This window comes from Ruoffia tabacinasalis (genome assembly GCF_042652985.1).
In the GTDB taxonomy this organism is placed as follows: Bacteria; Bacillota; Bacilli; order Lactobacillales; family Aerococcaceae; genus Ruoffia; species Ruoffia tabacinasalis.
The window spans coordinates 92,029-118,542 of record NZ_JBHSHQ010000028.1 but is presented as its reverse complement, the minus strand read 5'-3'; the positions used below and the strand labels follow the sequence as shown (position 1 = coordinate 118,542).

The 26,514-nt window shown below is 34.0% G+C and carries 26 protein-coding genes and 1 riboswitch; of the genes, 23 read left to right on the top strand and 3 right to left on the bottom strand.

Annotation, left to right across the window (positions count from 1 at the left end):
- Positions 1–29 precede the first annotated feature (29 nt).
- The 22 genes from ACFO5Y_RS04865 (at position 30) to nth (ending at position 21,750) form a co-directional block, all read left to right on the top strand.
- Positions 30–890 carry a CvfB family protein gene (locus ACFO5Y_RS04865; RefSeq protein WP_197103283.1) on the top strand — a complete coding sequence of 287 codons (861 nt, stop codon included), beginning with the start codon at positions 30–32 and terminating at the stop codon, positions 888–890.
- A 15-nt stretch (positions 891–905) separates the two neighbouring features.
- The gene (gene xerD / locus ACFO5Y_RS04860; RefSeq protein ID WP_197103285.1) at positions 906–1,802 is read left to right on the top strand and encodes a site-specific tyrosine recombinase XerD; all 897 of its coding nucleotides are present in this window, start codon (positions 906–908) and stop codon (positions 1,800–1,802) included.
- 12 nt (positions 1,803–1,814) lie between these two features.
- The gene (deoB, locus tag ACFO5Y_RS04855) at positions 1,815–2,984 is read left to right on the top strand and encodes a phosphopentomutase (protein WP_197103287.1); all 1,170 of its coding nucleotides are present in this window, start codon (positions 1,815–1,817) and stop codon (positions 2,982–2,984) included.
- Between the two features lie 14 nt (positions 2,985–2,998).
- On the top strand, positions 2,999–3,799 hold the full coding sequence (locus ACFO5Y_RS04850) for a purine-nucleoside phosphorylase (RefSeq protein ID WP_197103289.1): 801 nt from the start codon (positions 2,999–3,001) through the stop codon (positions 3,797–3,799).
- A gap of 230 nt (positions 3,800–4,029) precedes the next feature.
- Positions 4,030–4,437 carry a GNAT family N-acetyltransferase gene (locus ACFO5Y_RS04845; RefSeq protein WP_197103291.1) on the top strand — a complete coding sequence of 136 codons (408 nt, stop codon included), beginning with the start codon at positions 4,030–4,032 and terminating at the stop codon, positions 4,435–4,437.
- Positions 4,438–4,464: 27 nt separating this feature from the next.
- On the top strand, positions 4,465–5,211 hold the full coding sequence (locus tag ACFO5Y_RS04840) for a segregation and condensation protein A (RefSeq protein WP_197103300.1): 747 nt from the start codon (positions 4,465–4,467) through the stop codon (positions 5,209–5,211).
- Between the two features lie 5 nt (positions 5,212–5,216).
- Complete coding sequence (gene scpB / locus ACFO5Y_RS04835; RefSeq protein ID WP_138403711.1) at positions 5,217–5,825, top strand: SMC-Scp complex subunit ScpB; 609 nt, start codon at positions 5,217–5,219, stop codon at positions 5,823–5,825.
- Positions 5,826–5,829: 4 nt separating this feature from the next.
- Positions 5,830–6,552: a pseudouridine synthase gene (locus ACFO5Y_RS04830; protein WP_197103302.1), complete on the top strand. Its 723-nt coding sequence runs from the start codon at positions 5,830–5,832 to the stop codon at positions 6,550–6,552.
- A gap of 81 nt (positions 6,553–6,633) precedes the next feature.
- A riboswitch (FMN riboswitch) is annotated at positions 6,634–6,753 on the top strand.
- A gap of 113 nt (positions 6,754–6,866) precedes the next feature.
- Positions 6,867–7,472 carry an ECF transporter S component gene (locus tag ACFO5Y_RS04825; protein ID WP_197103304.1) on the top strand — a complete coding sequence of 202 codons (606 nt, stop codon included), beginning with the start codon at positions 6,867–6,869 and terminating at the stop codon, positions 7,470–7,472.
- Positions 7,473–7,846: 374 nt separating this feature from the next.
- Entirely contained in the window at positions 7,847–8,506 is a 660-nt protein-coding gene (locus ACFO5Y_RS04820) for a LysM peptidoglycan-binding domain-containing protein (RefSeq protein WP_197103306.1), read from the top strand.
- Positions 8,507–8,579: 73 nt separating this feature from the next.
- On the top strand, positions 8,580–9,248 hold the full coding sequence (cmk, locus tag ACFO5Y_RS04815; RefSeq protein WP_197103307.1) for a (d)CMP kinase: 669 nt from the start codon (positions 8,580–8,582) through the stop codon (positions 9,246–9,248).
- A gap of 136 nt (positions 9,249–9,384) precedes the next feature.
- On the top strand, positions 9,385–10,722 hold the full coding sequence (gene rpsA / locus ACFO5Y_RS04810) for a 30S ribosomal protein S1 (RefSeq protein ID WP_138403716.1): 1,338 nt from the start codon (positions 9,385–9,387) through the stop codon (positions 10,720–10,722).
- A gap of 75 nt (positions 10,723–10,797) precedes the next feature.
- Positions 10,798–12,114: a ribosome biogenesis GTPase Der gene (der, locus tag ACFO5Y_RS04805; protein ID WP_197103309.1), complete on the top strand. Its 1,317-nt coding sequence runs from the start codon at positions 10,798–10,800 to the stop codon at positions 12,112–12,114.
- A gap of 153 nt (positions 12,115–12,267) precedes the next feature.
- Positions 12,268–12,543 carry an HU family DNA-binding protein gene (locus tag ACFO5Y_RS04800; RefSeq protein ID WP_138403718.1) on the top strand — a complete coding sequence of 92 codons (276 nt, stop codon included), beginning with the start codon at positions 12,268–12,270 and terminating at the stop codon, positions 12,541–12,543.
- 232 nt (positions 12,544–12,775) lie between these two features.
- A complete protein-coding gene (locus ACFO5Y_RS04795) occupies positions 12,776–14,110 on the top strand; it encodes a tetratricopeptide repeat protein (protein ID WP_197103311.1) in 1,335 nt (444 codons plus the stop codon).
- A 4-nt stretch (positions 14,111–14,114) separates the two neighbouring features.
- The gene (locus ACFO5Y_RS04790; protein ID WP_197103313.1) at positions 14,115–14,648 is read left to right on the top strand and encodes a YpiB family protein; all 534 of its coding nucleotides are present in this window, start codon (positions 14,115–14,117) and stop codon (positions 14,646–14,648) included.
- A 1-nt stretch (position 14,649) separates the two neighbouring features.
- Positions 14,650–15,879 carry a CCA tRNA nucleotidyltransferase gene (locus tag ACFO5Y_RS04785; protein WP_197103315.1) on the top strand — a complete coding sequence of 410 codons (1,230 nt, stop codon included), beginning with the start codon at positions 14,650–14,652 and terminating at the stop codon, positions 15,877–15,879.
- 10 nt (positions 15,880–15,889) lie between these two features.
- On the top strand, positions 15,890–18,424 hold the full coding sequence (locus ACFO5Y_RS04780) for an exonuclease domain-containing protein (protein WP_197103317.1): 2,535 nt from the start codon (positions 15,890–15,892) through the stop codon (positions 18,422–18,424).
- A 91-nt stretch (positions 18,425–18,515) separates the two neighbouring features.
- Complete coding sequence (locus tag ACFO5Y_RS04775; RefSeq protein ID WP_197103319.1) at positions 18,516–18,992, top strand: PepSY domain-containing protein; 477 nt, start codon at positions 18,516–18,518, stop codon at positions 18,990–18,992.
- 33 nt (positions 18,993–19,025) lie between these two features.
- On the top strand, positions 19,026–20,309 hold the full coding sequence (gene asnS, locus ACFO5Y_RS04770; RefSeq protein ID WP_231606805.1) for an asparagine--tRNA ligase: 1,284 nt from the start codon (positions 19,026–19,028) through the stop codon (positions 20,307–20,309).
- Between the two features lie 88 nt (positions 20,310–20,397).
- Complete coding sequence (locus ACFO5Y_RS04765; RefSeq protein WP_138403725.1) at positions 20,398–21,123, top strand: DnaD domain-containing protein; 726 nt, start codon at positions 20,398–20,400, stop codon at positions 21,121–21,123.
- A 12-nt stretch (positions 21,124–21,135) separates the two neighbouring features.
- A complete protein-coding gene (gene nth, locus ACFO5Y_RS04760) occupies positions 21,136–21,750 on the top strand; it encodes an endonuclease III (RefSeq protein ID WP_197103321.1) in 615 nt (204 codons plus the stop codon).
- A gap of 40 nt (positions 21,751–21,790) precedes the next feature.
- Here the strand turns inward: nth and ACFO5Y_RS04755 are convergent, their stop codons facing one another.
- On the bottom strand, positions 21,791–22,381 hold the full coding sequence (locus tag ACFO5Y_RS04755; RefSeq protein ID WP_197103323.1) for an ECF transporter S component: 591 nt from the start codon (positions 22,379–22,381) through the stop codon (positions 21,791–21,793).
- Between the two features lie 117 nt (positions 22,382–22,498).
- On the opposite strand from ACFO5Y_RS04755, the gene ACFO5Y_RS04750 reads away from it, so the two are divergent.
- Complete coding sequence (locus ACFO5Y_RS04750; protein WP_197103325.1) at positions 22,499–23,152, top strand: hypothetical protein; 654 nt, start codon at positions 22,499–22,501, stop codon at positions 23,150–23,152.
- Positions 23,153–23,198: 46 nt separating this feature from the next.
- Here ACFO5Y_RS04750 and ACFO5Y_RS04745 read toward each other — a convergent pair whose 3' ends face one another.
- Together ACFO5Y_RS04745 and recU are read right to left on the bottom strand one after the other, a co-directional pair.
- On the bottom strand, positions 23,199–25,742 hold the full coding sequence (locus ACFO5Y_RS04745; RefSeq protein ID WP_197103327.1) for a transglycosylase domain-containing protein: 2,544 nt from the start codon (positions 25,740–25,742) through the stop codon (positions 23,199–23,201).
- Between the two features lie 27 nt (positions 25,743–25,769).
- Positions 25,770–26,363, bottom strand: coding sequence for a Holliday junction resolvase RecU (gene recU, locus ACFO5Y_RS04740; RefSeq protein ID WP_380706362.1), 594 nt, complete (start codon positions 26,361–26,363; stop codon positions 25,770–25,772).
- Positions 26,364–26,514: the final 151 nt, after the last annotated feature.

Below are 26,514 nucleotides of genomic sequence, written 5' to 3'. Positions count from 1 at the left end.
CAGTAAAAATTATAAGAAGGAGGGCTTAAATGGTTCAATTTGGAGAAATAATTGAAGCAAAAATTATAGATGAAAATGATCTAAATTATTTTGCCCAAAAAGACGGGATTACATTTACTATCCCAAAGGATTCTACTGAAGAAACTTATGAAAATGGTGAAATAGTAGAGGGATTAATCTATCAAGATAAAGACGAGACGAACATCTTGCAAGTAGAATTACCAGATATTCGTCCAGGTTATTATGGTTGGGGAAGAGTCATTCAATCAATATATAGTCTTGGAATTTTCGTTGATGTTGGTTTAATTAATAAAGACGTCGTAGTATCTCTGGATGATTTACCAGAAGATAATAAAAAATGGCCTCGTCACGGAGATAAGTTATACTTAACATATCAAGTTGATAATAAAGACCGTTTTTGGGGTGTTCTAGCACAAGAAGAGGATTTTAATAAATTAAAACGCAAAGCACCAGCCCGTATGATGAATCAGGAAGTTAGTGCAACAGTAATAAGCAATAAAGGTGTGGGTGTTCAAGCGATATCTGTCGAAGGTTTCGAGATATTTGTTCATGAAAGTGAAATGGAACACCGACTTCGTGTAGGTGAGCCAGTACAATTAAGAATTATTCATGTTCATAAAGATGGTACTTTAAATGGATCTGCAAAACCACGTGCTTTTGAAGCATTAGATGATGATTCAGAAATGATTTATGCGGTCTTAAGTAAGACACCTGATAAATTCTTACCTCTACACGATAAATCAGATCCTGAGGAAATCAAAAATTATTTAGGGTTGAGTAAATCACAATTCAAACGTGCCGTTGGAAGATTGATGAAGAACGGCCGTGTTACACAAGAGAAGGAAAAAGGAATTTTTCTGAAGGATTAATATAGGAGTGATTGAATGGATGAATTAATAGATGATTACGAACGTTATTTATTGATTGACCAAGGAAAATCACAAAACACCATCCAAAGTTACATGAGAGATTTGAAGAAGTTTGTTACATTTATTAATGAACAGGAACTTGTCGAAATTAATAATATTAATAAAGACACAATCCAATTGTATATTATTAGCCTAAACAAAGCGGGATTTGCAGCAAGTACAACGAATCGAATGATTTCGACTTTAAAAAACTTTTTCCATTATTTAATTAGAGAACAAAAGATGGATCACAACCCAATGGATTTAATCCAAGGGGCAAAGAATCGCAAACATTTACCAAAAACATTGAGTTCAAAAGAAATTGATCGTTTACTTGAAGCACCGGATACGGAAACTAATAATGGTATCCGTGACCGCGCCATTTTAGAAGTCATGTATGCATCGGGGTTACGGGTCAGCGAATTAACTCATTTAAAGATGAATGAACTTCATCTCGAATTAGGCTTTATACAAACAGTCGGTAAAGGAGATAAAGAACGTATTATCCCCATCGGTGAAGAAGCTCTTTTTTGGATTAAAAAGTATCTTGAAGAAGTTTATCCAATTTACGCTAAAAAATCGACCGATTCTACCATTCTATTCTTAACCCAACGTGGTAAACACTTTACCCGGCAAGGAATTTGGAAAAACTTAAAAAAATATGTTAACTTGGCTGGGATTGGTCACGAAGTGTCACCTCATATTTTGCGGCATTCTTTTGCGACACATTTGTTAGAGAATGGGGCTGATTTAAGAATGGTACAAGAACTACTTGGTCATTCAGACATTTCCACCACACAAATTTATACTCATGTATCCAAACAGCGACTACAAGAAATATATCGTAACTCATTTCCAAGAGCGATAGATTAAAGGAGTAAAAATATGACATTTGATAGAATACATTTATTAGTTATGGACTCAGTAGGTATTGGAGAAGCGGCAGACGCTAAAGAATTTGGCGATGTTGGATCAAATACTTTAGGTAATATTGCAAACACGGTTGGTTTAAAATTACCAAACTTAACAAAAATGGGGTTAGCTAATATAGCGCCACTTAAAGGCATCGATCCAGTTGAAAACTCTACTGCGTATTTTACTAAATTGGAAGAAGTATCTGCAGGTAAAGATACAATGACTGGACATTGGGAAATCATGGGTCTTCGTATTGACCAACCATTCCGAGTGTTTCCGGACGGCTTCCCAGATGAATTGATTGAGAAGATTGAAACTTTTTCTGGGCGCAAAATTATCGGGAATAAACCAGCGTCTGGAACTGAAATTTTAGATGAATTAGGGCAACACCAAATTGAAACAGGTGATTTAATTGTCTACACATCAGCGGACTCGGTTCTACAAATTGCCGCTCATGAAGAAGTAATTCCATTAGAAGAATTATACAAAATTTGTGAGTACGCAAGAGAAATTACTTTAGAAGATCCTTATATGATTGGTCGAATTATTGCACGTCCATATCTAGGTGAAGAGGGTAATTTTGAAAGAACGAGTAATAGACATGATTACGCATTAAGTCCTTTTGGAAACACAACCTTAGATTACTTGAAAGACGAATCATTTGATGTTATTTCTATTGGTAAAATCGAAGATATCTTTAACGGTCAAGGAATTACCGAAGGTCACCGAACTGAAAGTAATATGGATGGTGTCGATAAATTAATCAAAGTGATGGATAAAGACTTTAAAGGCTTAAGCTTTACTAACTTAGTTGATTTTGATGCTAAATTCGGTCACCGTCGTAACACACAAGGATATGCAGACGCATTAGAAGAATTTGATGTCCGCATTCCAGAAATGATAGACCACTTAGCAGAGAATGACTTATTAATTATTACGGCTGATCACGGGAATGATCCAACTTTCTCTGGAACCGATCATACACGTGAATATGTTCCAGTATTAGTTTATAGCAAAGCAATCAACGAACCAAAAGAATTAGATGCAACATACTTCAGTGATATTGCTGCGACAATCTCTGATAACTTCTCAGTGAAGCAAACTGAAGAAGGACAATCTTTCTTAGACCAATTAAAATAAAAGGGGTATAAACTATGTTTACAGAAGCTATTGATTATATTAAAAGTAAAGGAATCACAGAACCAAAAGTAGGCTTGATTTTAGGATCAGGTTTAGGTGATTTAGCTGATGAAATTGAAGAGTCTATTCAACTTGATTATTCAGATATTCCAAATTTCCCAGTGTCAACAGTTGAAGGACATGACGGGAAATTAGTATATGGAACACTTGCTGGGAAAAAAGTTATCGCTTTAAAAGGACGTTTTCATTATTATGAAGGCTATGACTTAGACAAAGTAACATTCCCTGTGCGTATCTTTAAAGAATTAGGTGTTGAATCAGTTATTATTACAAACGCTGCAGGCGGAGTAAATGAATCATTTAATCCAGGTGATTTAATGATTATTACTGACCACTTGAACTTTACGGGCTCTAACCCCCTGATTGGTCAAAATATTAGCGAACATGGACCACGTTTTGTAGACATGACCGAAACATATAGTCAACGCGGTCAACAATTATTAAAAGACATTGCCAAAGATAATGACTTCCCGATTAAAGAAGGCGTTTATACTTGGTTTACAGGACCAACATATGAAACACCTGTTGAAATAAAAGCAACACGCGTGATTGGTGGAGATGCCGTTGGAATGTCAACTGTACCAGAAGCCATTGTTGCAAAACATTGTGGTTTAGAAGTATTTGGTATTTCTTGTATTACCAATCTAGCTGCTGGTATGCAAGCTGAATTGAATCACGAAGAAGTTGTAGAAGTTTCTACTAAAGTAAAACCAAGATTTAAATTACTTATTACAGAATTAATCAATCAAATTTAACCAATGCATTTGGAAAAAGACAGGGTAAATTTATAATGAGAAGATTTGTTTTGAAAGTGGCCAATTTTATATCTATGTCTACTAAAAAAACGAATTGAATTATAAAGGTATATCATGTCTTTTTTCAATGTGTTTGTTCATATATAGAATCAACTTAATATGCAATTTCTTGAAATAATTATCATTACATGGTAATATCACTCAAGTGATTAAGGGACGAGGAGGTTTCCATGTTAATTAGTTCAAAAAATAAAAACGAAAAAATTATATTAGGGTTACTTTCTTATACTTATGACGATGAGAAAGCGAATTTAAGTGAAATGAGCAATCTATTAGAGTCATACCGAGAGGATCCTAATTTTGATATTTTATTATATAAAAATGATGAAAGTGATAATTTTATCGGATTAATATGTATTGAAAAGAATACGTTAGAGTCTCAAAATGAAGATACACCATCATCGACAACGATTATCGTACATCGAATTGCGGTTGTGCCTTCTTTCAGAGATGAAGGTATCGGTTATAAAATGTATGAATTACTGCGTAAGCAACACCCTAATGCGACGGTTATTGGATCGATGAATACGGTGGATATCTTAGCTAAATGGAGTACAAAATATAATCAGTCATTATAGAATTTACGAATGTAATGGGGAGATTGTTTGCAAAACACAGAATTAAGAATTGAATTAGAGTCATTTCAAGGTCCTTTTGACTTACTACTTCATTTGATTAAGCAGATGGAAGTAGATATCAATGATATTCCCATGACTGCGATAACCAATCAATATATCAAGTATATTGAGGCAATGAATGAGTTAGAATTAGATATTATTGGAGAATATTTGGTTATGGCTGCGACGTTGCTAGAGATTAAAAGTAATATCTTACTTCCGATTGAGCCAAGTCCAGATTATGAAGAAGATTACGATGAGGGCGATCCACGAGATATTCTTGTTCAACAATTGCTTTTATACCAACAATTTCAAACCGTCGCGACTCAATTACAAATCAAACAAGATGAGAGGGCGCGACTATTTTCACGTCCGATGGCTGATTTAAGTTCGTATCAAGAATTTGTCCCATTAGATGAAGATGCACTTTCACTGACTGATTTAGCTGAGGCGATGGCCAGTGTTGTTGAAAAAGCAGCGAGTCGAGAACCACTTGAAAGGCAAATTCAACATGAATCATTAACGGTCTCAGATCAGATGGATAAGATTATGGCCGCATTTGAATTTGATACAGATAATGATTCAGTGACTCTTGATCAATTTTTCCAATACGGAACACGTAATGAAATTATAACGACATTTTTAGCGATGTTGGAATTAGTAAGAAAGCAACATCTAATCTTTCTTCAAAAGAGTAAAGATGATCCAATCCAAATGAAGAAATTAGAGGAGTAAGATTTGTGAATGAGTTAATAAAGAGAGTATTTGGTATATTATTTGTAGCAGGTGATGACGGAGTGAGTCGGCAAGAGTTGGCTCAAAGTTTAGAAGAGCCAATAAGTAACATTGACGACTGTCTTGAACAGTTAAAACTTAATTTTCAAACGGATGATTCATCAGCGCTTGAAGTTGTCAATTTCAATCAAAGATACCGATTAATTACAAAAAAAGAATTGGCAGAAGATGTAGAAAAATATGCTCAAGCTCCATTTTCACAAAACTTAACAAGAGCATCGATTGAAACTTTATCAATCGTAGCCTATCGCCAACCAATTACGCGTATGGCTATTGACGAGATCAGAGGAGTTTCTTCGAGTAGTTTAATCCAGAAACTAATATCTCGAGATTTGATCAAAGAAATTGGAAGGATTGAAGCACCGGGGCGTCCCGTATTATATGGGGTAACCGATTACTTTATGGATTATTTTGGTTTAAAGACATTAGATGATTTACCAGAAATTGAACCCATTGCATTAAATGCAGAACTTTCCTCCGAAGAATTGTTTGACTTGAAAGAATGGCCAATTGAATTATATGACGAAGAAAATAATCAGAATGAGGATGAGTAACTAAATGGAAAGATTACAAAAAGCAATGGCGAATGCGGGTGTCGCAAGTCGTCGTAAAAGTGAAGATTTAATCGTAGATGGACATGTAAAAGTAAATGGTGAATTAGTAACGGAACTAGGTACAAAAGTATCTAAGACGGATGTTATTGAAGTAGATGGCGTTCCAATTTATAAAGAAGAACCAAAATACATTATGTTATATAAACCAAAAAACGTTATCAGTGCTGTGAGTGATCCCACTGACCGTCAAGTAGTTGTGGATTTTATTCATGGTGTAGAAGAACGTATTTATCCTATTGGACGATTAGATTTTGATACAACTGGATTAATTTTATTAACAAATGATGGTGATTTTGCGAACTTATTAACTCACCCACGCTATAATATTGATAAAGTATATATTGCAACGGTCAACGGTATTGTTGACACAAAAGCACTGACTAAATTAGAGCAAGGTGTTATGATTGACGGTAAGAAAACTTCTAAAGCCCGTGCGAAAGTTATTTCAATAAATAAAGACAAGAAAACATCCGTTGTACAGTTAACAATACATGAAGGTTGGAATCACCAAGTGAAAAATATGTTCGAAGCCGTAGGGCATGAAGTATATCGCTTGAAACGTGAAAGATTTTCATTCTTAGATTTAGGTACTTTACAGCCAGGCGAGTGGCGTGATTTAACAGCTTTTGAAGTGGATAAGTTAAAGAAAATTGCTTTAGATGATTAAGCTTCAAAATTTTGTGTGATTATTCACAAAGGACTTGCCATATTCAAATGAATATGCTAAGATATAATTAAATAAAATACAATACGTCTTCAGGGCAGGGTGTAATTCCCGACCGGTGGTAAAGTCCACTAACTCGAGGCATCGAGCTGATCTGGTGAAATTCCAGTACCGACAGTAAAGTCTGGATGGAAGAAGATTAAATGATATACACTTTTTTTGAGTATATTCTTTTAAAGTACGTCTTTTTACCCTGGGAAAAATTAGGGTGAGAAGGCGTACTTTTTTAGTCTTGGGACGAAAAAGGAGAAGAAAAAATGCAAAAAAGATCACAGGTTAGAACGATGATGTTGTTGGCTATATTAGGTGCTTGGGGAGTTATTTTGAGATTCTTTGAATTCCCGATTTTACCAGCTGCACCGTTTCTAAAGATTGATTTTAGTGATTTAGCTGTTCTAGTTGGAATGTTAATTCATGGACCAGTTGGTATCGTTGTAGTCGCGTTTATAAGGGATGCAATTAACTATATTTTACAAGGTGGGCAGGCAGGTTTTCCAATTGGGGCTTTCATGAGTTTCACTGCTTCAGTTGTCATGTTTATTCCGACACACTTTATTTTAAATTCGCTTAAGAAAGTTAATTGGAAATTTAAAGCTGTTTTAATGAGTATTACTCTGACAGTTGGTTTAGTTGTTTCAATGTCGTTTATTAATTATTATGTTGCATTGCCCATTTATACAACGGTGTTGAATTTCCCAATTGATGATTACTTCGGTTATATCCTGGCAGTTGTAGCACCATTTAACTTAATTAAAGGTATCTTTTTAAGTGCAGGCCAAATTTTAGTCATCAAAATCGTTCCAAACTTATTAAGAAAAAGAAATACTATTTATCCTGGATATAATTTATTGAAAACAAATTAAAACAAATAGCATATAAGCAGGCGAGATGTTCACTTAAATTGTGAATTGCTCGCTTTTTATTTGTTTATAGTTAAAGATTGTACTAAAATTATTACATGGAGATATCAATTTAAAACATAAAAAACAGGACTAATAACGAATATATTCATATAGTGGTGGAATAAGCTGAAAATTAATGTATAATGTAGAATGATAAAGCAAACCTGTTTGTTCTATTACCATTGCTTTACAGATTCTTTTCAGTATGATGTTATTGACAATAGAAAGCTATTTTATTGGCAAAAAAAAGATTAAGTTATGGTAATATAATAGGGAAAGTTAACTATGTATTAAAATGAATCATCATTAACTATGCATATTTAGGAGGGATTCTTATGTCTAAGGAACAAGATAAAGATCAAGACGTTTTTGAATCTGAGGTTGAAGAAACTGTTGAAGAAACACCTTCAAAGAAAGAAAGCAAACCTTGGAATCGAAAATTTGGAGAAGATGAAAATTTAAAAAACCGTCAATATTCAAGAACTGCACGCAACCAACCAGCAAAAGAAGCGACAACACTATCTAAAGTATTGTTAGCTATTATTGTTATTACGGTAATTGCGCCTTTCTTATTGTTTATTTTTGTTAATGCACAATTAGATAATGACGAAATACCTAATCGTAGTGCTGAACAAATTAATTTTTCTAGAAATTCTGAGTTATCACAAGTGTCAAGTGCTGACGAAAGTGAATCAAGCTCGGACGAAAGTGAAAGTGAAGAAGAGTCTAGTTCAGAAATTAGTAGAGAACCAATTGAATCAACTGAAGAAGTTGAATCTGAACCGGAATTACCACCTACACCAACTGAACCAGTAGTACCTGAAACACCTGTAGAGACACCACCTACAACGGGCGGAATATATACAGTTCAAGCAGGGGATTCATGGTATGCTATTTCTAGAAATACCGGCGTAGATCTTAATGCGTTATTAAGTGCGAATGGGGCAACAACTGATACAGCAATTTTCCCAGGAGACACAGTCGTATTACCATAGTAAAGAATATAAGTTGATAGAATAGAGATCTGTTAAAGGTCTCTATTTATTTTGATTAAAAGGAGAATTTTTAATGTCGAATTTTCAAATTGCCATAGATGGACCCTCTTCATCAGGGAAAAGTACTGTCGCACAAGCTATTGCTAAAAAACTTGATATTATTTATATTGATACAGGGGCAATGTATAGAGCGGTCACTTTAGCTGTTTTACAAGATAGTATAGAAGTAAGTGATGCTGAACGAGTGAAAAAAATATTACCAACACTTGATTTAACTTTTAAAAGATCAGATGAAGGTATTCAAGAAATGTATTTGAATCGTCAAAATGTCAGTCGTGAAATCCGATCTGATGAAGTCACAGCAAACGTATCAGAAATTTCTGCTTATCCATTTGTTCGGGAAAAGTTAGTGGAAGACCAACGTAATATGGCGAGTACCCATTCAGTTGTCATGGATGGCCGGGATATTGGGACTGTGGTTCTCCCAGATGCTGAGCATAAATTTTTCTTGAATGCCTCAGCTAAAGTACGCGCAAAAAGACGCTTCGATGAAAACATTGAAAAGGGCTTATCTAATCAAACGCTCGAAGAAATCGAAGAAAGTATCATTGCAAGAGACCATTATGATTCAAATCGCGAGCACAGTCCGCTGAAAAAAGCAGACGATGCCATCGAGTTAGAAACGGATCATTTATCCGTGGAACAAGTTGTAAATACAATAATTGATCATATTAAGAAATAAGTACTGTTAAATCGCTATTAAATTGTGATTTTACTAGACTGATGACTGAATATTTGATATGATATGCTTATATACGGTTCTTAAATTATAAGAAGAACCACTATTTTTTAGGTAACGCTTAGGAGGAATTGGGTAAATGTCAGAGTTTGTAGAAAATCAAGAATTAAATGAAAATGAAGAAGTGGTTGAAGAGACAGAATCTACAGAGGTAGAAGAGTCTATGGAAACTATGGAAGACGCTTTAGATAGTGTTAAAGAAATTAAAGTTGGCGATACTGTTCAAGGTGATGTATTAGCCTTTGATGACAATCAAGTACGTGTTTCTATTCAAGAAAGTGGCGGACTTGAAGGAGTCATTCCACGCAATGAATTATCAGCTACACCTGTTGAAGAATTAACAGATGTTGTTAATATTGGTGATGAAATCGAATTAGTGGTATTAAAACCAATTAAAGATAAAGAAAACGGAAACTTTTTATTATCTAAAAAACGTGTAGATGCTAAAAAAGTTTGGGAAGAATTACAAGTTAAATTTGAAAACGAAGAAATTATCGAAGCACCAGTTAAAAACGTTGTAAAAGGCGGATTAGTTGTAGATGCTGGCGTACGTGGATTCGTTCCTGCTTCAATGGTTGAAGATCACTTCGTAGAAGACTTCACACCATATGTTGGACAAACTTTAAAATTCGTTATTGTTGAAATTGAACCAAGTGAAAACCGTTTAATTTTATCACATAAAGAAATTGCACGTAAAGAAAGCGAAGCAAAACGTGCTGAACGTTTAGCTGATTTAGAAGAAGGATCAGTTGTTGAAGGTACAGTAGCTCGCTTAGTAAACTTTGGTGCATTTATCGACTTAGGTGGAGTGGACGGATTAGTTCACATTAGCCGTATTGCTCACGAGCATGTTGATAAACCAAGTGATTACTTAACACCAGGCGAAACTGTTAACGTTAAAGTTCTTTCTGTTGATGAAGAAGATGGCCGTGTATCATTATCTATTAAAGATACATTAGCAGGACCATGGGATAACATCGAAGAAAAAGCTCCAGAAGGTTCTGAATTAAAAGGAACTGTTAAACGCTTAACTAGCTTTGGTGCATTTGTTGAAGTATTCCCAGGAGTTGAAGGGTTAGTACATATTTCACAAATCGCTCACGAACACATCGCGACACCTCACGAACGTCTTGAGGAAGGTCAAGAAATTGATGTTAAAGTATTAAGTGTAGATCCAGAACAAAACCGCTTATCACTTTCTGTGAAAGCATTATTGGATCAACCAGAAGGTATGGAAGAAGCTCCAGCTCCTGCAGCTAGCTCTAACAAACCTCGTCGTGAGAACAACAAACGTAACACAGGAAACAAAAAACAAAACCGTCAAAGAAACTTCCAAGACTCATCTGATGACAGCGATTCAGGATTTACATTAGCTGACATGTTAGGTGATCAATTAGACCAATTCAAAGGTGAATAGGAATAATATTTGACTTAAAGAACGAGGCTGACTTTTCATTAGTCAGTCTTTTCTTAATTTATGGAGGTGAAATGAATGAGTAAAGTGCCAGTAGTCGCTTTAGTAGGTCGACCGAATGTTGGTAAATCAACCATATTCAACCGACTCATTGGAGAGAGAGTATCGATTGTAGAAGACCATCCTGGAGTAACTCGTGACCGTATTTATGCGACAGGTAAGTGGATTGGTAAAGAATACCGTTTGATTGATACCGGTGGTATTGATATGAGTAATGAACCATTAATGAATCAAGTGCGTTACCAAGCAGACTTAGCCATGGATGAAGCGGATGTCATTGTAATGGTGACGAGTGTCAGAGAAGGTGTCACTCTTGAGGATGAAGAAGTAGCCCAAAGATTACATCGAACAAAAAAACCAGTTGTTCTAGCGATTAATAAAGCAGATAATCCTGAACAACGCCAAATGATTTATGATTTCTATACTTTAGGCTTAGGTGATCCTATCCCAATATCTGGTTCACATGGTACTGGAATTGGTGATTTATTAGATAAGATAGTGGAAATGTTTCCAGAAGATTCTAGTGATACAGATGACGATGATTCAATTAAATTCAGTTTTATTGGACGTCCTAATGTAGGTAAATCTAGTTTAGTGAATTCAATATTGAAGGAAGAACGGGTGATTGTATCAAATATTGAAGGAACCACCCGTGAGGCAGTTGATACTAAGTTCAAGACAGCTGATGGTAAAGAATATACAATGATTGATACCGCAGGGATTCGTAAAAAAGGTAAAGTTTGGGAAAACACTGAAAAGTATAGTGTTATGCGTGCCTTATCAGCAATTGAACGAAGTGATATTGTTTGTATGGTATTAGATGCTGAAACTGGAATTATCGAACAAGATAAACGTGTCGCAGGTTATGCTTATGAAGCAGGTAAAGGTATTATTATTATTGTTAACAAATGGGATGCCGTTGACAAAAGTAATAATAAGTTCGACGAGTTTACTAAAGAAATTCGTAAAGAGTTTCAATATTTACGTTTTGCACCTATCTTATTTGTGAGTGCAAAAACAGGACAAAGATTAAATAAACTACCTGAACTAATTAATATGATTCACGAGAACCGCGCAAGACGTGTTCAATCTTCTGTATTGAATAACGTAGTAATGGATGCTGTTGCGATGAATCCAACACCAACGGATAAAGGTAGACGCTTAAAAATCTACTATATGACACAAGTTGCGATCAACCCACCAACATTTGTTGTGTTTGTGAATGATGTTGAGTTAATGCACTTCAGTTATGAACGCTTTTTAGAGAATCAGTTACGTGAAAGTTTCTATTTTGAAGGTACTCCGGTACATATAATTACACGTGCGCGTTCATAATGCTTAAATATTAGTTTAGATTTACTCAAGAATAGTGTAAAACGTTGTATTATAAGCTTTTATGTGTTATTCTTATAAATGAAATATCCGTTAAAGAGATGTCGTATATTTCAAATATCTCAAATATGAGGATTTATATAAGGAGGAATACTAATGGCAAATAAAGCACAATTAGTAGAAAAAGTAGCAGAAAAAACTAACTTAACTAAGAAAGACGTAACAGCAGCGGTTGAAGCGTTATTCGAAACAATCGAAGAAACTTTAGCTTCTGGCGACAAAGTTCAAGTTATCGGTTTCGGTACATTTGAAGTTCGTGATAGAGCTGCTCGTAAAGGTCGTAACCCACAAACTGGAGAAGAAATTCAAATTCCAGCAAGTAAAGTACCAGGATTCAAAGCTGGTAAAGCATTAAAAGAAGCTGTAAAATAATTCAAGCTTTTAACCCCTAGAGCCACAAGGCTTTAGGGGTTTTCTTTTTGATTATTGATAATTTTAGTGGACCGCAAGTGACTAAATATTTCCACTTTACATAATCAGTCAATTCCTCGCAATTTCCAATTTAAATATACGACACATAATATTCAATTATTCGCCGATTAATTTTGGCAACAATACATGTCGGTGGTATAATAAATAAGAATGAGTAAAGGAGGGTTTGATAATGACAATCCTAGATGAGATTTTAGAAGAATTAGGAAATGTAGATACCATTGAAGAACAACGGTTAGTTATTATTGATTATATAGAAAGAGCAAGTGAAGATAGTAGTTATATACCTGCACTAGAAAGCCTAGCAGATATTTTATTCAAAACAGGATCAGTCGATCAAGGACTGACTGTATTAATTGAATTATTTGAATTAAAAAAATATAAGAAATATGCTAAGCAAATTGTGAGTAAATTGTACCAATATGAAGCCTATGATAAGGCGTACTTTTATTGGTTAGATTTAGCGAAATCTGACAAAGAAGATCCTGAACTCAAATTATTGGAAGCAAGATTACTTAAAAAGTTAAATCGTCATACAGAAGCTATTGATATGTATCGCCAGATTATTAAAAGTTATCCAACACTAGGGGAAGCCTATGAAGATTTAGGAGATATATACTTAGAACAGCAAAATATTAGCCAAGCAGAGAACTATTATAGAGCGGTTTATGATTATTTAGATGATTATGAAAATATTCGTGATGTTCGACTGAAACTAGTTGAAGTGGAGTCCTTAAAAGAAATTATTGACTTAGCAGCTGTTGAAAAACTTGAAAAAGATGAGCGAATTCCATTAGAAACTGAAGATGAATTCTTCGTATTTGCAAATGTATTTAAGACGTTATTTCAATTTGATAGAGCAATCGATTACGCAAAAAAAGCACTTCAAAAAAATCCAGATAATATAAATTATTCAATTCTTTTAATCGAGTTATATAAAACAACTGGACAGAAATCAAATTTATATAAAGAATTAACATGGTCAGCTAAAACATTACCACCCTTAGATCCAATGATTTTAAACATAGCAAAAGTAGCCGATGATGTTGATCATTTAAATGATGACATCATAGAAAAGCTCGTTGATTATACAAATTTAATTGATAATAGTGAAGATTTTTATTTAGCAATTAACATTATTGTAAATTATTATTTAAGTAAAAGTGACGCGGCACAAGCCTTATATTTTTTACGGGTCTTTGAGGGGGAGCAAATTGATCATGAATATATGAGTTATCATTTTGCGCTTGTTTATGAAGCCTTAGGTCTTAATGATAAAGCAGAAGAAGATTATTTAATCGCACTTGATTACTTACTTCCTCACGAAGAATTAGCTTACCGTCTTGCTAACTTTTATTTTACAAATAAAGAAGTTGAGAAGGCATTAGAAGTCGTGAATCAATATAACAATACGTTTTATGATATACCAAAATTAAAAGCTTTGAGTAAAGAAATTCAATCTAAAAATGACTTATCTGACTTAGATGAATATAAAGAGTGGGAGTAAGAAAATGGAGAGAAATGAAAGGAAAAGACAATTTTTAAAATGGTTAATTTCAAATTACCAACATTCTAATCCATCTGTGAATTATTTATTGCAATTTCTATCAACAAATTCTGAGCTAATGAATAATATACTATTCTCTGAAGGGGCAAAGTATGCTCCTCGTGGAATTTACATTTCCTTTAATCCGAATACACAACTGCCTTTTATGTATTATAAAGATCAGCTAAGTTATACATTGAGCGACCAAGCCTTTCATGATATTCGCTTGAATCATCGTTTTTCAAAGCAAGATTTTTATGTCGAAGTGGATATTCCTCATCTTTATCAACAACTGTATAGGTTTGATGTTTTTGAAGATAATCCGTATATCCCGGAAAATCTACAATTTTTGATGGACTTAGAAGATAGTCTATATCAGATTTCATTGGAGACGAAACTGTCTTTATTAAATAAAGATTTAAATACCGCTTTAGAGAAATACGACTTTGATAAAGTGAGTTATTATTTAAAACAAATTGAAAAATTGAAAGGTGAATAATATGTTTGTATCACTGACAGATCCATTATTTCAAGAAGCAATTCCTGTATTAGGGCAAATTGAGTCTCATGGATATGAGGCTTATTTTGTTGGGGGTTGTGTAAGAGATATATTATTAAATAAAAAAATTAACGACATTGATATTGCAAGCAGTGCAAGACCAGAAGAAGTTGAAGCTATGTTTCCGATTACCTTTGATGTCGGTAAGGAACATGGGACAATTGTTGTTGTTGTGGATAAAGCGCCTTATGAAATAACAACATTTAGAACGGAAGGCGACTATACTGATTATAGACGGCCAGATGAAGTAAATTTCGTTCGTAATTTAAGAGAAGACACGTTAAGACGTGATTTTACAATTAATGCGATGGCATTTGATCGCCAAGGCGAATTATATGACTACCACGGCGGTTTAAAGGATTTAAATGACCATCTAATCAGATGTGTTGGTAATGCGCAGGAGCGCTTCTTAGAAGACGCTTTAAGAATGATGAGAGCGATTCGATTTGCCTCTCAGTTAGGTTTTGAGATTGAACAAGAGTCATTTAATGCGATTCAAGCTTTAAAAGCAAATTTACAACATATTTCAATTGAAAGAATTAGAATTGAGTTTAGTAAATTTTTACTTGGGCATTCATTTACCGAAAAAGCTCAATTACTAGTGAACACGGGTTTAGCTGAATACTTGCCAGGATTTACGCAAGAGTTAGCAGGAACAGTTATGTCTGAATTAAGTAAAGATTTTAAAGACACACCAAATGCTTTACGTGATGAGCGCTTAGTCTGGGCTAGAATGTTAAAACATATGGGAATCATTCAGCCAGAAACAATCCGTAGTTTTTTAAAAGAATGGACACATAGTAATGCTTTTATCAAAGATGTGATCCAAATGATTCAATTGTTTGACTACTTTAAAGAGGAACATGTCACAAGTTGGGAAGTTTACAATTATGACTTCTCAAATATTCAACGTGTTGAGGACTTTTTATTTGAAACTCAACGTATTGACCATAAATTTGTCGAAGATATTTACAACGCATTACCAATAAAAAGCAAAAAAGATATTGCCGTTAATGGGAAAGATGTTATGACAATCCTTGATCTTAAAAAAGGCGGTCCAGAAATTGGGGCATGGTTAGATAAGATTGAACGATTAATCATTGAAATGGAACTAGAAAATACTTATAGTATGATTGAAGCTTATATAAAAAATAGTGGCAGTATAGATTAGGAGTGTTTGTATGCCTAGGTTAAAGAATAAAATTGCAATCGTTGATATTGAAACAACCGGGCCCAATATTGACGAGGGTGATCGAATCATCCAAATTGGAGCAATTATTATATCTGAAGGCAATATTGTTAATACATATTCGATGTTAATAAATCCTAATCGTGAGATTCCAGAACATATTGCAAAGTTAACAGGTATTAAAGAAGAAGATGTGGCCAATGCACCACAGTTTAATAGTGTAGCGACTTTATGGCATGAGAGGCTGAAAGATTGTGTCTTTATTGCTCATAATTTAGGCTTTGACTTACGCATACTTAAAGAAAGTTTTGAAAGATTTGATTTAGAATTTGATCCTATCGCACTAGATTCAGTGGTCCTTGCGAAAATCATCGTCCCAACAGCAATCGGATTTAATTTAACGGATTTAAGTCGTCATTTTAATTTAGAATATAGTGAAGCTCATGATGCCTATTCAGATGCATTAATCACTGCAGATATTGTGAGTGAGTTAGCTAAAATTGCGAAAGAAATTCCGGTTGAGACTCTTGGTCGAATGGAACCATTTTTAAGGCATTTGAGATATAACGAAATAGAATTTTTCACTAATCCAGATAAGTTTATTTTAAACGACATTGTTAGTGACAAAAGAGCGGATGTAGATTTAGAAAGTGAAAACTTACCTAAACAGAATCAAACCCTTTCAGAATTTATTTATGAAAAATGGCAAAACCATCCTTATGCTGTCTTAGAAGATACACATCGTCCCATTCCATATGATGTGATATTTAATGAAACGATCTTAAAAGAGGGGCGTTATTTATTATCTTTGCCTACATTAGATGAATCAAATTATTGGAGTGACGTGATCATAAGGCAAACTACTTTAGAAAAGATTGCTTTATTAAAGTCACAAGGAAATTATTTACATGAAAAAGCTTTTGAGAATTATATTCTTCAATATAATTTCAAGCGTAATAATCAACAGGAATTACTCGTTATAGCGGCATCTATACATTGGCAAGCTTTGTCAAAATTCGGTGATTTTAGCGAAATTAATAAAGAATTGTCTATTAAAAACTTGTTAAGTAAGCACCAAGCGAACGATTTATTAGTAAAGAACCATTCTAATTTCCATAATGTGATTAAAAATGCTAAAAAAGCAAATATCATCATCACTTATGACGCTAATTTACACAGTATGATGCAAAAAAACAGAGAACAGACAGAGTATTTATTCAATCGACATCTGATTATAGGTAATGTTAATTCCTTTATTGACTCTGCTCGCTATATTCAACAGAGTAATATTGAATTGAGTGATTTGAGTAATCATTTACTTAATTTATTTGATGATATGCAACAAATTTACAGTGATAATCAATATGTTGTTCATTTAAGCAAAGAGATTCAATCGATGAGAGATTTAAGTAATAACTTAATCTCGATAATCAGCAATATATTAAAAGAAGAACCGTTTGATAACACAATCCAACAAGAAAATGTTCAAACTTACGTGAATATTGAATCCGATGACGCGAAGAAGATCATGGACTTTGCCAATAAGATTAGAACTAAATTAGCTGGCTTTTATAAGCAATTAGTTATTGAGTCAGAAAAGCTGAAGAAAATGAATCAACAAGTTCTACCATTACACCGTTTTATTAACCAACTAGAACAAATGAATTTGATGAATGACGAAAAAAATTATATGACAATCAGCGCAACACGAGTGAATAACAAGTTTTATAATATATCAATTCAAGTGAAGCCTATTCTTATTAAGAAAGAAAGTCTTACTTGGCTGCTTGATATGCAAAGTGCATTATTAGTCAGTTCAGGAAACTATTATAATTCTAGAATGACTGGAGATTCCAATTGGATCCAACTCGACTCAGCATTTGATTATTTAAAACTACCAACATTATTTAAAGAAAATAGACATATTCTAAATCATCCAGTTGAATTTATTCAAGGTGAAGATAATGCAACACGAATTTCTGATTTATCTGACTTTATAAATAGTGATCGTAAGCATTTAGGCGATAAAATTATAATTATTATGCCGAATCAGTTTCTAGTTTCAGATCTTTTCCATAAGTTAATTCTTAATGACGAAATTTCTCAAGATTATCATATCTTAGCTGAGTCCATAACTGGAAGTTTAAATCGAATTAGAAGGCGGATATATGAAACTGAAAAAGTTATTGTCATTCTCAGAGAAAGAAGCTTTACTGAACTTCTTTGGGGAGATAATCAAACTGAAATTTCAGTTCTATTATATAATTTACCTTTCCAATCTCCAGGTGAAACTAAAATACAAGCGAAGTATCATTATCTAAAGAAAACAAAAGATCAAACGGAATTATTTGATGATATATTGCTACCACAAATGATTCAAAGAATTAAAACCGTCATCAATTTTATTAGTAACAATTATGCGAATGAAAAACTTTATATTTTAGATAAGCGTTTATATACAAAGTACTATACAAAAGAAATATTAGATCAATTAGAATCAATGGTTGAAATTAATATATTGAACTAACTACTTCATGTGTTTATTCAATTTACATCAAAAATATGTTATTATATAACGGTCATGAAATTAGAAAGAAATATCGGAAGGAGGCCAAACGTTGAACCGTAAAGTAGTATCAGGATTAACAGTTTTACTGTTAATTGTACTTGTTGCATTATTATTTATCTATTCGCAAAGTATGGGTTCGATGGTGCAAGCTCAGGAGGAAACTGTCGAGTTAGTTTCTTTAGATTATAATGTCGAAGAAGTTAACGATTTCTATTGGGTAACTATTGATGAATCATACTTTACACTGGATTTTACAGATGAGAATGGTAATCAAATATATGCAATTGTTACGCAAGACGGAGGAGATATTCAATATTATACTTCTCAAGATATCATATCTCATCAAGATGCCTTATCGATTACACTCAGTGAAAATGAACCAACGAAACTATTACAACCTCGACTTGGGATGATGAATAATCAACCCGTTTGGGAGATTTCATTTAAAGCTGAGAATAATACACTATCGTATTATTATATTAATGCGTCAAATGGCGAGTGGATTCAATCTATCGCTAATATTTAAGAATTTAGGGGGAATATTGTGGATACAATTACAATGCGTCAAGCAGGCGACTATGTAGATAAACAAGTAAAAATTCATGCGTGGGTTACAAACAAAAGAAGTAGTGGGAAAATCGCTTTCCTACAACTACGCGATGGACACGAGTACTTCCAAGGTGTCGTGTTAAAAAACCAAGTAGGTGAAGAAACATTTGAGTTAGTTAAACACTTAGGACAAGAAACAAGTGTTGAATTAACAGGTGTTATCCAAACAGATGATCGTTCAAGTTTAGGTTATGAACTGTTAGTTGAATCAATTAAAGTGATTGGTGAAAGTCATGAATACCCAATTACACCTAAAGACCACGGAACAGATTTCTTAATGGATCACCGTCACTTATGGTTACGTTCATCAAAACAACACGCTATTATGCAAATTCGTAATGAAATCATTCGTTCTACATATGAATTTTATAATGACCGTGGTTTCATTAAAGTGGACCCACCAATTCTAACTGGAAGCTCACCTGAAGGAACAACAGAGTTATTCCATACTAAATACTTTGATGAAGATGCTTTCTTATCACAAAGTGGTCAATTATACTTAGAAGCTGCGGCTATGGCTTTTGGTAAAGTATTCTCCTTTGGTCCTACGTTTAGAGCAGAAAAATCAAAAACACGTCGTCATTTAATTGAATTTTGGATGATGGAACCTGAAATGGCAAACTACAATCATGAGGAAAGTTTAAAAGTACAAGAAGAGTATGTTGCTTTTGTTGTACGTAATGTGATTGATCATTGTGGTTCAGCTTTATCTACTTTAGAACGTGATGTTGCTACCTTAGAAGAATATACGAAATTACCATATCCACGTGTATCTTATACAGAAGCAATTGAATTATTAACAGAGAATGGCTTCGATGATATTGAATGGGGAGATGACTTTGGTTCACCTCATGAAACATTTATTGCCAGCAAATACGATCGACCAATCTTTATTGTTAACTATCCAAAAGCAATTAAACCATTCTACATGAAGATTAATCCTGAAGATCCTCGTACAGTATTATGTGCCGACATGATTGCACCTGAAGGTTATGGTGAAATCATTGGTGGTTCAGAGCGTGAGAATGATTACGAAATCATGAAAGAAAATATTACTAAATTTGGTTTAGACTTAGATGCTTACCAATGGTATTTAGATATTTCACGTTATGGTAGCGTACCACATAGTGGGTTTGGAATGGGTCTTGAACGAGTAGTGGCTTGGTTATCTGGAATTGAGCATATTAGAGAAACAGCCCCATTCCCAAGATTATTAAACCGTTTATATCCATAAGACAAATTATTTAATGTGTAAAAGCCATTTTCAGATGGCTTTTATGCGTTTATAGGGAAAATTTTAAAAGAAGGGAGTTAAAGACTATATGAGAAGCACTGCCTATGATTGGATTAAAGACGGTTTTACTTCAGTACCTAACATTCTTTTTGATCAATACCATCAACTTGAATTAACCGGTGATCAGATGGTTTTATTATTATATATTTTTTCTCAAATCAATCGAGGAAAATCATCTGAAGATATGAACCGTCTATCCATCGATCTTGGTTGGAGTAGCCACAAAGTGAGCGACACACTAAGTCAACTCATGAACAAAGACTTCCTAGAAATCGAATTGGTGCCAAATAGTGAAGGCAAACAAACGGATCATTATACATTAAGACCGTTGTTCGACAAATTAGATGAGATAAACTTCCAACAAAGTGCCCAAAGCGCACAAAATACGAAAAAGAACCATTCGGCTCCCCAAAATGAAGGGCTGAATATAGTCACATCATTTGAACAAGAATTTGGAAGACAATTAACTCAGATTGAATTAGAAACATTAAATGACTGGGTAAACATTTCTAAATATGATGAAAAGTTAGTTCAATTAGCTTTAAAACAAGCAGTTTTAAACCAAGCGCTGAGTTTAAAATACATTGACCGTATCTTACTTAATTGGGAAAAGAAAAATATTCGAACAGCAGATGAAGCTCAAAGAGACATTGAGCGATTTGAGAATCGAAATAATCAGAATAATTCACAAATGGTGGATGATTCACAATATGAGCATATCGAAATACCACTTAATTACTGGGACAACAATTAATAGGAGAGACATATGACCTTAAATTCAGAAGAAGTACTTGATATTATCCACCGTATGGATCGTTTAATTCCAGATGCAAAATCTGAATTGGATTATGAAGATCCCTTCCACATGTTAGTTGCGGTAATGTTAAGTGCACAATCAACAGATAAACAAGTGAATAAGATAGTTCCTGCCTTATTTGAAGCTTTTCCCGATCCAGAATCAATGAGTCAAGTCACAGCACAAGAAGTCGAACCATACATTAAAACACTGGGACTTTATCGTAATAAAGCAAAGTATTTAGTAAGTGCGGCTAAAGATATAGTTGATAAATTTGATGGAAAGATCCCTGATAATCGAAAAGATTTGATGTCACTTTCTGGAGTAGGACGAAAAACAGCAAATGTTGTCCTTTCAGTTGTTTTTGATACACCAGCAATTGCTGTAGATACCCATGTTGAAAGAGTATGCAAGAGGTTAAATATCGTACCTGAAGATGCTACTCCAGTACAAGTTGAGAAGATATTAATGGAAAAATTACCTCAAGAATATTGGAGTCATGCACATCAGTTGCTCGTTTTATTCGGAAGATATTACTGTACTGCTAGAAGTAAGAAGTGCTATGAATATTTAGAAGACGTATAAAAAAACAGCTTCGAAGTGAAATCACTTTGAAGCTGTTTTTTTAACGTCTTGAGCGATTAACCCCAAAGAAGATAATTGGTGTAATAATTGTTGCTAAAATCGCTTCTGGAATACCATTGGCTGTGACAATTCCCCATAAAATCGGCCATATTTGACTAACATTTGCGCCATCAATGGCTCCGATATATTCTGTAGGTTTGAAGATTCCAATAGCGCCAAGAACTAAAATTGTATTTAAGATACTACCAACAAAGCCTGCAACAGCACCTTTAGTAGAATCAGGAAAACGATCAAGAATATATTTAATACATAATCCTAATAGAAGAGGCATGAGAATTCGTGGTAAAACACTAACTAAAGGCGAAGTGAAGATCATTCTTTCAATTGGATTCCCAATAAGCCATGCACGAACGAGTGAATTTAAACCAAAAACTAGGCCTAAAATCATACCATCGCGTGTACCGAGCCACAATGTACTTAAAATTACCGTAATGGGAATAATAGTCATGGCAATAGGGCCAATCGTAATAAAGCCAAGGAATGGCACCCAACTTTGAATGATGATTAATGCAATAAAAAGACCTAGAATAACTAGTCTTCTTGCGTTATTATTAGAATAACTACTTTTCATGATTTAACTCCTTATAACTATCATGTAAATTATTATATCACATAGTTATAAAATTATACTAGATAAATTAGATGACTTTAGATTGGGGACGGCAAAATGTTTGAATAATGGCTCGAAATGGAACAGTTTTATTTTACGGATATGTGGATATTTGTCACGATTAGTTGCGTATTAGGTATTATATTTTTTGCTTCAATCGCTTATATAAAAAAAAGAATCGTACAAGTTATCGCTTTAGTAACGATTATTTTCTGGTTTATAACTGGAGTATTTGTCTACCGAGGTTACGAAGAGCATCATGAAATGATTGATTTAAATAGTTATATTAATGCTGCTAATCGCACATATGAGAAGAAAATATTTTTTGACTTTCCTTATTCCTATTCAGAACTGTCTCTTTATAAGCAAGGTTATATGAAGAAGTATTTTGAAGCTTTACCTTTTTATGATGAAGATCAATTATCTGAAGAGGTCGAATACAAGGGGAGTGATGGTACTTATTATTATATAGAAGCTAAAGGGGATATATACTATACTTCCCAACGTATCTTAAGTTTCTCTGATCAGGTAGATGAACCGCAGAGACTAGGAGTTCAATATCATCTAGATGATCAACAGTTTGAAACCATTGGTTTTATTAATCCCTCATCGGTATTTTTAGAATCATATATAATACCTCAAAGTTTAAGTGACCTTGAAGTAAGTGAAGAAGATAAAGAGAATGCTGTTTATCATTCCAACCAACAAATTGGTCGATGGTTATCACCATAAAAGCAAAAAAGAGTGAATGAGATTTTATTCTCATTCACTCTTTTTGTTACCAAGGATTATTTTCTGATTCAGATTCCGTACCGAAAACACTCGGACTTTCTTCTTCAGGTAATTCATTCCCATTTGGTTCGGATTCAGTTCCTTCTGGCGTAGATTCTTCTGATTCATCATCGGAAGAAGTTGTTTCATCTTCACTTTCAGATTCATCCTCGGAAGAATCTTCCTGAGTTGTTAGCGTTAGTGTAATGACCATTACGTCAGAACTACTATTACCATCAACGATTCTTAATCTTAAGACATATTCACCATCACTTGCTGCAGGAATTTGGAATGCAGTGTTCGTTCCGGTGTAAACAATTTGTCCATTAACAGATAATTCAAACTGTCCAGATTCAGTCAATGGTCCCCATTGAGCATTAATCACTTGATTCTCTTGATCATATTCTGCATAAAATCCAGTTGGTGGATTAATATAACGACCGTAAGCGAGTGATTGTTCTGTAGGTTCTTGACCTTTAATAAACAATTCGTTTGATTTAGCTTCAGCAGGCGTATATGGTCCAGGTAATAATATTGGATCAGTATATTTTTCAATTTCTACTTCAACAATACTTTCTGGTTTCTCCCAATCTGTTACTGGTACATCTGCCATTAGATATGTCATCATTTCACGATAGATATGCTGAGGAATAGCAGTTTCTTCAAGGGTTAAGTAATTACCAGGTTCATTTGGATTATCATAACCCACCCAAGAACTGATTGAATACTGTGGACTCATTCCAACATACCAACCATCAGGAGCAGCATATGTTCCTTGGTTTAAACCAAGGGCTGCTAACTGGTCCTCAGTATAATTCGTTGTCCCAGTTTTACCAGCATGGTAAATACCTTCAATATCAGAACTACTAGCAAATACACCAGGCACACCTTTTAGAATGTCTGTTAACATATAAGCGGTAGTATCTTTCATTGCTTGACGCGTTTCAGTTTCGAATACTTCTTCAGTACCAGCAGAAGTAACAACACGATCCACCGTATATGGCTTATTGTATTCACCATAGTTTGCAATGGCAGCATAGGCTGCTGACAATTGAATAGGTGTAATTTCTCCACCTAGAGCGTTTGCTTCGACTAATTCACGTTTGTTGTCATTGAGGATATTGATATCCATCTTTTGTAAAAAGGCATAGGCATTATCTAACCCAACCGCTTGAAGCACTTTTAAAGCCGGAATATTACGTGAGCCGGCTAAAGCCTCACGAAGTGTCATATTACCTTCATATTCAAAGTCATAGTTATAAAATTCTTGACCGCTTGAGTACGTATATGGTTCATCAACGACCAATGTACCTGTAGAGAAGTTTAAGTATTCTAGGGCAGGGCCATAGGCAGATAAAGGTTTCATAGTTGAACCAATTGAGCGATTCAATGTATTGGCACGGTTTAAGCCCATCGCAACTTCTTGTTTACGACCACCGATCAGGGCAACTAATTGTCCATTATCGACATCTACAATCGAAGCAGCCGTTTGCATTTGATCATCAGGGAAGACAACCGCTTCATTATTATTCACCGTATCGTAAAGTTTCTCTTGAGCTTGATAGTCCATATTCGTATAAACTTCAACGCCATCGGTATAGATGTTGACATTCATCTTATCTTGCACTTCTTGAGCTACAACATCTAAGTAAGCATCAATGACTAAGTCAACTTTATTCGTTGAGCTGTCAGATAATGGTACTAACATTGATTCAATTGAAGTATTAACTGCTTCATCATGTTGCTGTTGAGAAATCATTTCTCTATCTAACATAACTGCTAGTACTAAATCTCGACGTTCTTTAGCTTCAGCAGGATTCGTATAAGGATCATAATTAGAAGGTGCTTGAGGAAGACCAGCTAAGAGGGCAGCTTCAGCTAAATTAATCTCTTGAATATCTTTACCAAAAAATTCTTTAGCAGCTGTTTTAGCACCATACACATTATTAGAATAGAAAAGTTTATTTAAATATAAAGTTAAAATCTCATCTTTACTATATTCTTGTTCTATTTGCATTGCGAGCCAAGCTTCTTGAGATTTACGCTCTAGAGTTTGGTCTTGAAAATCAGTTGAGAATACGGATAGTTTAACTAATTGTTGGGTAATTGTACTACCACCTTGAACGATACCTCCAGCTCGAAGGTTAGCAATTAGTGAACCAACAATTCTTATCGGGTCGACACCATTATGATTATAAAAACGAGTATCTTCAATAGCGATAACCGCATCTTCTAATACTTGTGGGATTTCTGAGGCTTCCATGACATCTTTATTTTGCCCCCCAAGTTCCTTAACTAAGTCACCAGACTTATCATATATCTTACTCGAAACTTGACCTTGTAAATCACTAAAACTAATTTCAGGGGAATTCATTGCGTAATAACCGAAAACTCCCGCACCACCAATGACGGCAATGAAAAAAAGCATAATGAGTAAAATGAAAATTCGTTTGACGATTTTCTTAGGTTTTCGATTGCGTTTATTTTTGTTTTCCTTATTATTATTTTTATTTCTATATTTTTTGCGTTCTACACGACTTCCAGTTGCCATTTACGACATCCTTTCTACAAAGTAACTTTAATTTTTTTCTAACAAGTATTTATCAAGAGCTTTTAAGTAATCAATCATTGGAAAAATCCCCGTAGGGCATGCATAACCATTTTCCTTGATAAAATCATAAGTTAGACTTTGTTTGTCATTATTTTTTATATATTGATGTATATATTGATAAGGTAGTAAATAAATTTCATCTAATTCACTAAACGATACAATCAAAAAGGCGATACCGCCTTGATCTAAACAAGAAAGCATATGTTCTCGTTGATGTTCTGGTAAGTTAGATAAAGGAAAGCTAGTTTTGTTTTTAGTTTCCTTTGCTTCAAAATCGATGTACTTGCCTTGATATACACCGTTATAATCCGTAGTGGAAGCATGACGGTAATATGCTTCTGTAATCCGAGCAGCACTTCGCTTTGGATAATCTACGCGAACAACTTGAATCGGAGTGGGCTTCTTATGAATAACTGCTAAATTATGAGTCAGATAATACTCATTACTTTTATTTAAGCGTTCTTCTAAAGACATTCCCCGACTTCCATAGTTTATTTTCTTGTTTCGTTTTAACTTGATTTGTTTTTTAGGACCATGTCCCATTGGATATTTCACCATGATGTCACTCCTTATCACTATTTTTCATTATAACTAATTATTAAACTGTTAGATAGGTAAAATAGAGATAAAATATAAATTTAATCCAATTGACAAAAATAATAAACATTTATTCAAACATAGATTTTATTTTATCATACGTTGCATGTTGAAA